Genomic DNA, 11,794 nt, shown 5'->3' on the forward strand with positions numbered 1-11,794 from the left:
AAAATCTCAAATTTGGTTTTGGTAAAGCAGCGATGTGAAGATGTAAAACACGATGACGAGCGGAATTCCCGTGATACCGAAAAATGCGAGAAGAAGGATGGCGCCAGTTGCTAAAACAATTTTCGAGACATTATCCCGAATTTTCATCGACTTAAATTTCAGCGAAAGCATCTTCACCGGGCTAACTAAGAGCCAACTGCTGAGTAAGGTGAGCAGCAGTAAAAGTGCAGGGTTTACCGCCAAAAAACGGAAGCTTCCAGATTCTTGATTGGCAAGGTAAATTCCGAAAATTAAAAGCGTGTTGCTAGGCGTGTTCAGGCCTTTGAAGTAGAATTTCTGCTCGTCATCAAGGTTGAAAATCGCAAGCCTCAAACACGAGAAAAGCGTGATGAAGAAGCCGAGATATTTGATTTCAAAACCGGCATTCATCCCAAAAAAATCGCTGCCGAAAGGCTCCAGCATTTTGTACATCGTGAGTCCCGGCAAAAAGCCGAAAGTTACCATATCTGCCAGAGAATCCAGCTGCACGCCAAGCTCAGAATTGGCCTTCATTGCCCTTGCCACAAAGCCATCGAAAAAATCCAGAATCAGCGAAATGGCGATGCAAAGCGCCGCCGTTCTATAATCGCCGCCGAAAAGGTGTGCAGCACCGATGCAACCGGAAAAAAGATTTCCCAGCGTGAAAGCGTTGGCAAGATTTTTTCGGATGAAATTCATCAATCGGATTTCAGCTGTAAATTTAATTTTTTTGCCTGAAAGTAAAGGCCGAAAAGCGAGAAGAACGCCGTAATTACGGTAAATAGCAGCGATGCGGAAACCGAAAATTCCGGGGAGAATTCGAAGAGCTTGGATGCCTGGAGAAACAGCATTTCGCGAATTCCAAGCCCGGCAAAGGAAATCAAACTAAGCACCGAACTCAGAAGGAAAACCAGCGAATAAACGCCGTATCCATCAGAAACGCCAAGGCTTTTTAGCAAAAGTGCAAAGCAGATTAACTGGCAAACTTGAACGCCGATGGAATAAAGTAAGCCGGGCCAGAAATTCACGCTGAGAATCGGGAAAAGTTTTCTGATGAAAAACCAGGAAATTGCCAGGCCGATGAGGAAAAGCAACACTTCATAAGTCCAAAATTTCGGCAGAAAAAAAATTGCTAAAATGCAGATAATCAGGCAGATGCAGATTAGGCCAATCAATCTATCGATGAAAATTGCAGCGGTAAGTCCTTTGGCATTCCAGCCAAATTTTTTGTTCAGGGCAAATACTTTGTAGGCATCACCACCAATTCCACCGGGAATGAAAAAATTGTAGAACATTCCTACGAAATAAAGTTTCAGATTGCTGTGGAAACCCAGCGGAAAATCGGCGGTTTCAAAAAATTTCTGCAACCTGAGCGCTGAAATGATTTGCGAAATCAAAAATAAAATGGCCGCAGGAATCAGGTAAAAACCATTCACCTGCCTCCAAAGATCCGTGATGTCTTTCAGCGGGATTTTGCGAAAAACGAAAAATAGCAAAGCCAGGCTCACAAGGATTTTTACGGCATTCAGCGCCGATTTTTTAATGCGCTGCTTTGCCAAAATCTGTGATTTTCCGGATGTTAAACGGTCGTTTGTTCTGGGATTCGTAGTAGGTTTTCATCAGCATATCCACGATGATACCCGTCGTGAAAAACTGAATGCCGATGAACACGAGCAAAACGCCGAGAATCAGCATCGGTCTTCCGCCGATATGTTCACCTAAAATCTTGAGAATCAGCAGGTAAAGGTTGATGAGCATCCCGAGCGAAAACGCAAGAAGCCCGATGTTTCCGAAAAGGTAAATCGGTTTCGAAAGGTATTTCTGATTGAAAAGCACCAGCAGTAAATCGTTGATTACCTTGAAGGTACGGTTCATTCCGTATTTCGAAACGCCGTGCTGCCTTGCGTGGTGCTTCACGGGCATTTCCGCAATTTTCGCGCCGTTCAGGTGGGCCATCAGGCTGATGAAGCGGTGGTTTTCGCCGTACAGGTTCAGTTCCTTCGCCGTTTCCCGCGTGAAAACTTTCAGCGCGCAGCCTTGGTCAGAAATGTTCAGCTTCGTCGTATTTTTGATGATGAAATTCGCAATTCTCGACGGGATGGTGCGCACCGAAGAATCCTGCCGGTTGGCCCGTTTTCCCACCACCAAATCGTAGTTTCCGCGCTCAAGCAGGTCCACCATTGCAGGAATATCGCTCGGGTCGTTCTGCAAATCGCCATCCAGGGTGATGATGTAATCCCCCGTCGCAAAATCGAAGCCAGCCATCATTGCGGAGCTTTGGCCGTAGTTTTTCTTCAGCTCGATGAGCACCAGGTTTTCATCCGCCGCATCACGGATTTCCTGCACCGTACCATCGGTGGAGGCATCGTCTATCAGGATGAGTTCGTAGCGCAAGCCCTGCATCGCTTCGCGAATTTTCCGGATGAGCGGCGCAGCATTGCCCTGTTCGTTGTACATCGGGATTACGAGCGAATACGATTTCATCAAGTCCATAATCTGTAAATTTGTGGCAGCCCTGCAAAAATAAGACTTTGGAACAAAAAATTCTTTCGCGGCACAGCATCGCCTTTTTTTACGCCGGTTTTTTCGCGGTTTACCTTTGCGGAATGCTCGTTCCGCTGATGCAGAACGATTCGGCGCAGCACGCTTCAATGGCGATGAGAATGGCTTTGAGCGGAGATTTCCTGAATATTTACAAGGGCGAAAACCCGTACCTGGATAAGCCGCACCTTCATTTTTGGCTGGCTGCCATTTCGATGAAAATTTTCGGGATAAATCATTTCGCTTACCGGATTCCTGCGGTGCTGTGCCTTTTCCTGGCGGCGTTTTCCACGAAGAAGCTGGCAGATTTACTTTATCGAAACGAAAATCTCAGCCATTGTGCCGCGCTGATTTTTCTTTCGGCGCAAACCATCATTCTTTCGGCGCACGATGTACGCACTGATGCGGTTCTCACAGGTTTTATAGCCTTTGCAATCTGGCAGTTTGTCAATTTCATTAAAACGCAGAAAATTTCCGCGGCAATCTTAGCAGGATTTTCAGCGGCGATGGCTTTTTCGGCGAAAGGGCAAATGGCAGTGGTAATCATTGGGCTGTGCATTTTCTCGTATCTGCTTTATTCAAGGGAATGGCGGCGATTTTTCAATGCTAAAATTCTGGCGGCAGTTCTCGCATTTTTACTGGGAATTTTCCCGGTAGTTTTCGCTTATCATCATCAGTTCGGTTTGGAGGGCGTGAAATTTATTTTGTTCAACCAGAGCTTGAATCGCCTTACAGCAAGCGGTTTTATGGAAACTTCGCCGGATTATTTTTTCTTTTTCCACACTTTGCTGTGGGCATTTCTGCCGTTTTCGCTGCTGTTTTACTGCGGGGTTTTTCAGCGCTCTATTTGGTTTTTCAAAAATAAATTCCAAAAAAAGCAAGGCGCGGAATTTCTTACGCTCGGTGGATTTTGGCTGGTGATGCTGCTCTTCAGTTTTTCCAAATTCAAGCTGCCGCATTATCTCAACGGACTGATCCCCGTGATTTCGGTTTTTACTGCGGCTTATTTATTTTTAATCCGAAAAGAAAACCGACAAAGATTGATAAAAATTTTATGGCAAATTCAGTTGCTTGTAATATTTTCAGGAATAGTTGGAATTTTTATATTAACCGAAATTTTCACTGGAATTCCAAAGCCTATATTATATATGGTGTCGGTTTTTGTGCTGATGATTTTGCTGAACCGAATTTTCGTGAAGGAAAATTTATTCTCAAAATATCTGAAGGCATCGCTGCTTTTTTCTATCGGGATGAATTTGTTTTTGAACTCGCAGTTTTATCCGGTTTTAACGCAATTTCAAGGGCCATTGAAACAGGCAGAATTTGTGAATTCCCAAAATTTACCGAAGGAAAAAATCTTTATGCTGAAGGATGATGAATCCTGGGCGTTTGATTTCTACACGAAAAGAAATACGCCGCGCATTATACCTGAAAATCTTCGGTATGGTGATTATCTTTTAACTGATGAAGTTCACCTGGAGGATATCAACCGACATTATAAAATAATCAATTCAGAGAAAGATTTCCGCATCACAAGGCTATCCCTTAAGTTTCTGAATCAACAGCGGCGAGAATCTCAATTGGGAAAAAAAATATTGATTCAAATAACTGACTGATTTATGTCGTGAAGATGAATCAAAAAAAAATGAAGGTGTTTAATTTATGTTTAAATTTTTTCCTACATTTACTTCCTGGAAACTTTTTAACAATTAACATCATAACATTATGAAAAAATCAGTATTTGCATTCTCAGCAATGCTCATCTCAGCACTTTCATTTGCGCAAATCGAAGGTAAGTGGCAAACCGTAGACGATGAAACCGGCAAGCCAAAGGCAATTGTCGAAGTTTTTAAAAAGACTGACGGGAAGTATTACGCTAAAATCGAGAAACTGCTGGTGAAGCCTGCCAACAACAACTGCGTAAACTGTACGGATGACCGAAAAAACAAGCCGCTGGAAGGGATGGAAATCATCCGTGGGCTGAAGAAGGAAGGAGATAAATTTACCGGGGGAAGCATTGTAGATCCGCAAAACGGCAAGACTTACAAGTGCGCCGTATCCCGCGATGGTAATAAACTTAATGTTCGCGGCTATTTGGGAGTTGCGGCACTGGGCCGTACGCAGGTTTGGAATAAGCTGTAAATATCCCTGCCATCATATTTTAAACTGATAAATCTTATATTTTTTAATCTTCTCGTCCATTATTTTCCAAGATTAAAATCTTAAATTTGTATTCAAAATTAAAAGACTGATGGCTGAATATACTTTCCGGGAAGTGATCGCGCAGGCGATGAGCGAGGAAATGCGCAAGGACGAGTCCATATACTTGATGGGCGAAGAAGTGGCGGAGTACAACGGTGCTTACAAGGCGTCCAAAGGGATGCTGGATGAATTCGGGCCGAAGCGTATAATCGATACGCCGATTTCTGAGCTCGGTTTTGCGGGAATTTCCGTGGGCGCTGCAATGAACGGCAATAGGCCGATTGTGGAATTTATGACCTTCAACTTCTCGCTTGTCGGCATCGATCAAATTATCAACAATGCGGCAAAGATCCGCCAGATGAGCGGCGGACAATGGAGCTGCCCTATTGTTTTCCGCGGGCCTACGGCTTCTGCCGGTCAGCTTGGCGCCACGCACTCTCAGGCGCTGGAAAGCTGGTACGCCAATTGTCCCGGGCTCAAGGTTGTAGTGCCTTCCAACCCTTATGATGCGAAAGGCCTTCTGAAAACCGCCATTCAGGATAATGACCCCGTGATTTTTATGGAATCGGAGCAGATGTACGGCGATAAAATGGAGATTCCGGAGGAGGAGTACTACCTTCCGATCGGCAAGGCAGATATTAAGAAAGAAGGAAAAGATGTGACGCTCGTATCCTTTGGCAAAATAATGAAGGTGGCGATGCAGGCAGCAGAAGACCTGGAAAAAGAGGGGATTTCTGTAGAAGTTGTGGACCTTCGCACCGTTCGCCCTTTGGATTACGACACCGTTCTGGAGTCCGTGAAGAAAACCAACCGGCTTGTAGTCCTGGAAGAAGCCTGGCCTTTTGCAAGCGTATCTGCCGAGATCGCCTATATGGTACAGCAAAAAGCGTTTGATTATCTGGATGCGCCTATCAAGAGAATTACAACGGCAGATGCTCCTGCGCCTTACTCCGCGCCGCTTTTCGAGGAATGGTTCCCTAAGGTAGAGAAGGTAAAAGAGGAAATCAAAAAAGCGATGTACCTCCCTGCTTAGGGCTACTTATCAACTATTTTCCCGGCACTTCGCCGGGTTTTTTTCGTTTAGGTTACTCCGGAAATTCGTTTAATTTTGCACATATTTTTTTGCTATGTCCCCATCCTCGAAACACCTGGATATCACCCGGCTCTCCGCCCTTGGCGTGCTCGTCTCTCTCGGTATAGTTTTCGGGGATATCGGTACTTCCCCGCTATATGTGATGAAGGCGATTGTAAATTCCCGCCAGGAAAGCGCAAGCCTCCCGTTTAATGAATACATCGAGGGAGCTCTATCCTGCATCATCTGGACGCTCACGCTGCAGACTACTGTAAAGTATGTCCTCATCGCGCTCCGGGCGGATAACCGCGGAGAAGGTGGGATACTCGCGCTTTTCTCCTTGGTGAAAAATCTAAAAAAACGCTGGCTCTATCTGATTGCCATCATCGGAGCATCGGCACTCATTGCAGACGGGGTAATAACGCCCAGCCTTACCGTAATGTCCGCCATAGAGGGGCTAAAAATCTATAACCCCCACACGCCGGTGGTGCCCATCACCATCGGGATACTCATCGGGATATTCGTGGTGCAACAGTTCGGGACATCGTTCATCGGTAAGTTTTTCGGCCCGGTGATGATCTTGTGGTTCCTGGTGTTGGGCGTCCTCGGATATATTCATATGATAGAAAATTTTGAAATCCTGAAGGCTTTCAACCCGTATTATGCCTACAAACTCATCGTAAATTCCCCGAGTGCCATCCTGATTCTGGGGGCGGTTTTCCTTTGTACGACGGGCGCGGAGGCGCTGTATTCGGACCTGGGGCACTGCGGCGTGAAAAACATCCGCGTCAGCTGGATTTTTGTAAAAACAATGCTGATATTGAACTACCTGGGGCAGGGCGCGTGGGTTTTGGCAAATCCTGATGCAGTGCTCGGTACCGGGCTCAATCCCTTCTTCGGCATAATGCCGGAGTGGATGCTCATTCCCGGCGTGGTGCTGGCTACTGCGGCGGCTATTATTGCCTCGCAAGCCCTCATCACGGGCTCTTTCACGCTTTTTTCCGAAGCGATGTCGCTGAGCTTCTGGCCCAATCAGAAAATCAACTATCCCTCCGGTGTGAAGGGGCAGATGTACATCCCGAAAATAAATTGGGGGCTGCTGGTATCCTGCATTTTTGTGGTGTTATATTTCAAAGAATCCGGCAGAATGGAGGCGGCGTACGGGCTTTCCATCACCGTTACTATGTTTATGACCACCATACTGCTGACCTTCTGGCTGCTGAAACGCCGTGTGAACAACCTACTGGTACTGCTGTTTTTCCTTTTGTACAGCGCCATAGAGCTGGGCTTTTTCGGCGCCAATATTATAAAGTTCTTTGACGGGGGATGGATCTCGGTAATCCTCGCCGGCTCTATCGCGCTGGCGATGTATGCCTGGTACAACGGGCGCAGAATCAAGATGAAGTTCATCAAATTCGTACCGCTGGCCAAATATATCACCATTATAAAAGATATGAAGCTGGACGAGACGATCCCGAAATACGCCACCAACCTTGCCTTCCTCAGCAATGCGAAAAAGGAGGGCGAGGTAGATGCGAAAATCATCTACTCCATCATCCGGAAGCAGCCGAAGCGTGCCGATCATTACTTTATTCTGAGCATAGTAAACCAGGAAGATCCGTACACTTTTGAATATACCGTGGATGAAATAATGCCGGGCACCATTTTTAAAGTCAATTTCCTCCTTGGTTTTAAAATAGACCGCAGAATTAACGATTATTTCGATGATGTGCTGAAAGACCTGATGGAGCAGGGCATCATACCGGCGCGCAGCAGCTACCCGTCGCTGCGGGTTCACAACATCCCGCCGGACCTTAAATATGTGGTGATAGATAATACCTATATCAGTGATGCGCTGCTGACGCTGAAGGAAAAGATAACCCTTAAGATCTACAACCTCGTGAAGGTAATAGGCAGCGACGACTTCAAGACTTGGGGCGTATCCCCGCACAATGTGGTGGTAGAATCTGCGCCGATCTGGGATCAGAATATAGTGGCCAAGAAAATCCGCCAGAGGGAGATTCACTCGGTATAAAATTTCGCCCTGCAGAAATTATTCTGAAAACAATAAATTTGTAGAAATATATTTTGATGAACCAAAATCAGAAGATTACGGATCAGGCGGTGATCAAAGAAGTGCTGCGGAAATACCTTCAGGAAAAGGGGCTGCGCAATACCCCGGAGCGCTACACCATTCTGGAGGAAATTTATAATATGGATCAGCACTTCAATGTGGACGACCTGTACCTGCTGATGCTGCAGAAAAAATATCATGTATCCAAGGCCACAATTTACAACACCATAGATATTTTCCTGGATGCGGGGCTGATAAGGAGGCACCAGTTTGGCGAAAAAGCTTCCACAAGCACCTACGAGAAATCTTATTTCGACCGTCAGCACGATCATTTAGTAATTTACAGGGATGAAGGCGCAAAGGAAATCCTGGAAATCATCGAGTTCTGCGACCCAAGAATCCAGGGGATTAAAGATTCCATAGCGGAGGCGTTCGGGGTGAATATCCACGCACACTCGCTCTACTTCTACGGTTCAAAAAAATCCTGATGAGCCGCATCCTGCTCATTATCCTACTGATTTGCAGCGGATTGCAGGCGCAGGTACGGCAAGATCCGCCTACCAAGGATCCCTTTTTCTCAAAACCGCCTCAGCCGAAAGAGAGTGAGAAGATCCAGCATATACATTCCGACCTCTTTGGCGTGGATCCTATGCAGTTTGAAGGCAATCCTTACTTCTCCGGCAATGTGCAGTTTTCGCATCAGGGATCAGATCTTTTTGCCGATCTGGTGGTGCTTTACAAAGATCAGAATTTCGTAAAAGCCATAGGGAATGTGCGCCTCCAAAATGCTGACGGCTCTGTGATTACCGCCAGCGAAATGGAGTACGACGGCAACTCCCAACGCGGCATCGCAAGAAAAGATGTAGTGCTGACCGACCCGAAACAGACCATAAAAACCGAAACCCTCTACTACGACCGTGCGGCGAATACCGCTTACTTCAATTCCGGAGGGATAATTTTCGCCAATAATGCTGTAACTTACACAAAATCAGCTACTTACTTTGTTGAGAGCCGCACCGTGGATCTTTCTGGAAATATCAATATTGATAATGGCCAGTACATCGTGGAGGGCAGCAACATCCGGCAGAACCAGAATACGAACATTGCCGATATTTTCGGGCCTACGACCATCATTAACAAGCAGAACCCGGCCAACCGCGTTTACACCGAAAGCGGGAAATACAATATGAATACCCGGGAGGTTTTTCTGAATAAAAATTCCACCATTTTTTACAACGGGAAAACTCTGAAGGGTGATAAAATGTTCTACAATCAAAACTCGGGCTATGGCCGAGCCACGGGCAATGTACTGCTGAACGATCCTGCAGAAAGGCGCTTCATCCGCGGGGGGGTCGGAGAGGTTTATGAACTAAAAGACTCAGCGGTTATTACCGAAAAACCTTATGCGGTGAAGGTTCTTGAAAAAGATTCCATCTATTTCTCCGCTCAGAAAATCATCGCCTACCAGAAGCTTACTCCCGAAGGGAAGAAAAGTTTCCTGCGCGCCTTCCGCCAGGCAAGATTTTTTAAATCTAATGCCCAAGCGAGAACAGACTCGCTATCCTTCAACGAGACTGATGGAATCCTGCACCTGCACGGCAGTCCGGTGCTCTGGAGCGGGGCGCGGCAGGTCACGGGTGAGGAGGTCCAGGCGTACTTCGATCTGGAGCGAGAATACCTCGATTCGGTGAAGGTCAGTGGGAACGCTTTCGCCATTGTAAAGGTGGATTCACTCAGTAAAAAAGATGAGTTTCATCAAATAAAGGGCAGGCTGATGACGCTGAAATTCATTCAGAACGAAATTCACACCGCGGCGGCTATTGGCAACGCACAGGCAATTACCTATGCCGACAATGAGGATTCTAAGACAAGGGAAATGGAGCGCATCGGCGTTGCAATTTCTGCATGTGGCAACATCGAAGCACTGTTCCAGAGCAGGATTGTGCAAATCATCTCCTGCAACATCGGGGCTAGCACCGATATTTACCCGATGAGTTTCATCAGCAGAGAGCAGAGATTCTTCCCCGATTTCAGCTGGAATACCAGGGACCGCCTGCGCCGCTGGCAGGATATTTTTCTGGAAAGTCCCAACTATCCCGAAGAAATTTACATCTCTGATGATTCCCTATACGAGGCAGCTCAGGAGGAAATCCTGAAGGAGCAGGAAAAAAATAAGGCGAAGCAGCCGAAGCGCAACAAACGATAAAAATGAAGGAAGATTTTTTCAGATACCAGGCGCAGACCACACAATTTGCCTCCGCATTTGAAGTGGATAGGGCAGAAGGCAGCTACATCTACGGAAAGGATGGGGGGAGATATTTGGACTTCGTGGCAGGGGTATCCGCCAACACCCTTGGGCACTCCCATCCGAAAATCATCGATGCCATAAAATCTCAGGCAGAGCGCTACCTGCACACGATGGTGTATGGCGAGTATGCGATGGAGAAACCGGTGGCGCTCTGCAGGCTGCTCGCGGAATCCACGCCCGCGCCGCTGGAGGTCACTTACCTCGTGAACTCCGGTGCCGAGGCAATAGACGGCGCGCTGAAGCTCGCGAAAAGATTTACCGGTAGGGAAGAGATCATTGCCTACAAAGACGCCTACCACGGGAATACGCAGGGCGCGCTGTCTGTAGCGGGCAACGAGGTGCATAAGCGAGAATTCCGCCCGCTGCTGCCGATGGTAAATTTTATTGAGTTTAATAAACTCTCTGATTTACAATATATTACTGAGAAAACTGCCTGCGTTATTGTAGAAACCATACAGGGAGCCGCAGGATTTATTTTACCAGAAGAAAATTATTTCCGAAAACTGAAGCAGCGCTGCGAGGAAGTGGGTGCCCTCCTGATTCTTGATGAAATCCAGCCGGGTTTCGGAAGAACGGGAAGGCTATTCGCATTCGAGCATTACGGCATAGTGCCGGACATCCTGGTGATGGGCAAAGGCATGGGCGGGGGCGTGCCTGTGGGCGCCTTTATGTCCTCCGCAGAGATTATGCAGTCCCTCTCGCACTCGCCGAAACTGGGGCACATCACCACATTTGGCGGCAACCCGCTGATCGCGGCTGCGTCCCTCGCCACGCTTACAGAAGTGCTGGAAAGCGGCCTGATGGATGAGGTAGAGCGTAAGGAAGCGCTTTTCCGCGAGATGCTCTTACATCCAAAAATAAAAAAAATCAACGGCAGGGGGCTGATGCTCGCCGTAGATCTCGGCAGCCCGGAATTCACCCTAAATGTGGCGCAGCGATGTATGCAGAAGGGGCTCATCGTGTTTTGGCAGCTGTACCGAAACGAGTTTATGAGGATCTCGCCGCCGCTGACAATCAGCGAGGATGAGATACGGGAAGGCTGCCGTATCATACTGGAAGCACTGGATGAGGCGGAATTTGTTTGAACCTCCGGGTGGCGAGGTTTAATTTAAAATTAAATTCCGCCTGAGCCTTGCGGAAAACAAAAAATTAATCTTTATATTGCGCCTCGAAAAAAATGACAGTCCAAAATGGCTAAGCAAAAAGTGCAGTACGAATTCCCGATGCGCTGCCAGTCTGAGATTCTTTACGAATATCTCGCCAGCGGGGAGGGGCTTTCCGAGTGGTTCGCAGATGAGGTGACGGAGAAGGGCGATGATTTTTATTTTAGCTGGAATGGCGGGCCCGAGGAAAAAGCGACGCTGATCCGCTACAAGCCGGAAAGTTTCGTGCGCTTCCGCTGGGAGGAGGACGAGGGCACCAAGAACTTTTTCGAGCTTTCCATTGTGATAGATGATATCACGGAGGATTTGGCTCTGATGGTTACAGATTTTGCAGAGGAGGGCGAAGAGGAAGAGAACCGCCTGTATTGGGAAAATCTTATTGAAAATCTGAGGATTAAGCTCGGTGCGGCTTAGTT

Annotated in this window: 11 protein-coding genes; 8 read left to right on the top strand and 3 right to left on the bottom strand. The window is 47.1% G+C overall.

Annotation, left to right across the window (positions count from 1 at the left end):
• Positions 1-6: 6 nt before the first annotated feature.
• The 3 genes from IMZ16_RS08850 to IMZ16_RS08860 are packed head-to-tail and all read right to left on the bottom strand — an operon-like array spanning position 7 to position 2,511.
• On the bottom strand, positions 7-717 hold the full coding sequence (locus IMZ16_RS08850) for a CDP-alcohol phosphatidyltransferase family protein (RefSeq protein WP_193439736.1): 711 nt from the start codon (positions 715-717) through the stop codon (positions 7-9).
• Positions 717-1,577 carry a lysylphosphatidylglycerol synthase transmembrane domain-containing protein gene (locus IMZ16_RS08855; RefSeq protein WP_193439737.1) on the bottom strand — a complete coding sequence of 287 codons (861 nt, stop codon included), beginning with the start codon at positions 1,575-1,577 and terminating at the stop codon, positions 717-719. The genes IMZ16_RS08850 and IMZ16_RS08855 overlap by 1 nt, the downstream gene beginning before the upstream one ends.
• Positions 1,558-2,511 (bottom strand): glycosyltransferase family 2 protein, encoded by a 954-nt coding sequence (locus tag IMZ16_RS08860; RefSeq protein WP_193439738.1) that lies wholly within the window; start codon positions 2,509-2,511, stop codon positions 1,558-1,560. The genes IMZ16_RS08855 and IMZ16_RS08860 overlap by 20 nt, the downstream gene beginning before the upstream one ends.
• 38 nt (positions 2,512-2,549) lie before the next feature.
• Between IMZ16_RS08860 and IMZ16_RS08865 the strand changes: the two genes are divergently transcribed.
• From IMZ16_RS08865 to IMZ16_RS08900, 8 genes are all read left to right on the top strand, one after another.
• On the top strand, positions 2,550-4,175 hold the full coding sequence (locus tag IMZ16_RS08865; protein ID WP_193439739.1) for an ArnT family glycosyltransferase: 1,626 nt from the start codon (positions 2,550-2,552) through the stop codon (positions 4,173-4,175).
• A 109-nt stretch (positions 4,176-4,284) separates the two neighbouring features.
• Complete coding sequence (locus tag IMZ16_RS08870; RefSeq protein WP_073179810.1) at positions 4,285-4,701, top strand: DUF2147 domain-containing protein; 417 nt, start codon at positions 4,285-4,287, stop codon at positions 4,699-4,701.
• Positions 4,702-4,810: 109 nt separating this feature from the next.
• Positions 4,811-5,794, top strand: a complete 984-nt coding sequence (locus IMZ16_RS08875) for a pyruvate dehydrogenase complex E1 component subunit beta (protein WP_193439740.1) — start codon at positions 4,811-4,813, stop codon at positions 5,792-5,794.
• A 94-nt stretch (positions 5,795-5,888) separates the two neighbouring features.
• Positions 5,889-7,868 (top strand): KUP/HAK/KT family potassium transporter, encoded by a 1,980-nt coding sequence (locus IMZ16_RS08880; protein WP_193439741.1) that lies wholly within the window; start codon positions 5,889-5,891, stop codon positions 7,866-7,868.
• A gap of 56 nt (positions 7,869-7,924) precedes the next feature.
• Entirely contained in the window at positions 7,925-8,395 is a 471-nt protein-coding gene (locus IMZ16_RS08885; RefSeq protein ID WP_073179805.1) for a Fur family transcriptional regulator, read from the top strand.
• On the top strand, positions 8,395-10,113 hold the full coding sequence (locus IMZ16_RS08890) for an OstA-like protein (RefSeq protein WP_193439742.1): 1,719 nt from the start codon (positions 8,395-8,397) through the stop codon (positions 10,111-10,113). The genes IMZ16_RS08885 and IMZ16_RS08890 overlap by 1 nt, the downstream gene beginning before the upstream one ends.
• A gap of 2 nt (positions 10,114-10,115) precedes the next feature.
• The gene (locus IMZ16_RS08895) at positions 10,116-11,300 is read left to right on the top strand and encodes an aspartate aminotransferase family protein (RefSeq protein WP_193439743.1); all 1,185 of its coding nucleotides are present in this window, start codon (positions 10,116-10,118) and stop codon (positions 11,298-11,300) included.
• Positions 11,301-11,405: 105 nt separating this feature from the next.
• Positions 11,406-11,792: an START-like domain-containing protein gene (locus IMZ16_RS08900; protein WP_073179799.1), complete on the top strand. Its 387-nt coding sequence runs from the start codon at positions 11,406-11,408 to the stop codon at positions 11,790-11,792.
• Positions 11,793-11,794: the final 2 nt, after the last annotated feature.

This window comes from Cruoricaptor ignavus (genome assembly GCF_014961145.1).
Lineage (GTDB): Bacteria > Bacteroidota > Bacteroidia > Flavobacteriales > Weeksellaceae > Cruoricaptor > Cruoricaptor ignavus.

What these genes read in the sequence shown, in the direction of transcription:
- IMZ16_RS08850 (WP_193439736.1), bottom strand. Translation starts at nt 717, where the DNA reads ATGAATTTCATCCGAAAAAATCTTGCCAACGCTTTCACGCTGGGAAAT.
- IMZ16_RS08860 (WP_193439738.1), bottom strand. Translation starts at nt 2,511, where the DNA reads ATGGACTTGATGAAATCGTATTCGCTCGTAATCCCGATGTACAACGAA.
- IMZ16_RS08870 (WP_073179810.1), top strand. Translation starts at nt 4,285, where the DNA reads ATGAAAAAATCAGTATTTGCATTCTCAGCAATGCTCATCTCAGCACTT.
- IMZ16_RS08875 (WP_193439740.1), top strand. Translation starts at nt 4,811, where the DNA reads ATGGCTGAATATACTTTCCGGGAAGTGATCGCGCAGGCGATGAGCGAG.
- IMZ16_RS08880 (WP_193439741.1), top strand. Translation starts at nt 5,889, where the DNA reads ATGTCCCCATCCTCGAAACACCTGGATATCACCCGGCTCTCCGCCCTT.
- IMZ16_RS08885 (WP_073179805.1), top strand. Translation starts at nt 7,925, where the DNA reads ATGAACCAAAATCAGAAGATTACGGATCAGGCGGTGATCAAAGAAGTG.
- IMZ16_RS08890 (WP_193439742.1), top strand. Translation starts at nt 8,395, where the DNA reads ATGAGCCGCATCCTGCTCATTATCCTACTGATTTGCAGCGGATTGCAG.
- IMZ16_RS08895 (WP_193439743.1), top strand. Translation starts at nt 10,116, where the DNA reads ATGAAGGAAGATTTTTTCAGATACCAGGCGCAGACCACACAATTTGCC.
- IMZ16_RS08900 (WP_073179799.1), top strand. Translation starts at nt 11,406, where the DNA reads ATGGCTAAGCAAAAAGTGCAGTACGAATTCCCGATGCGCTGCCAGTCT.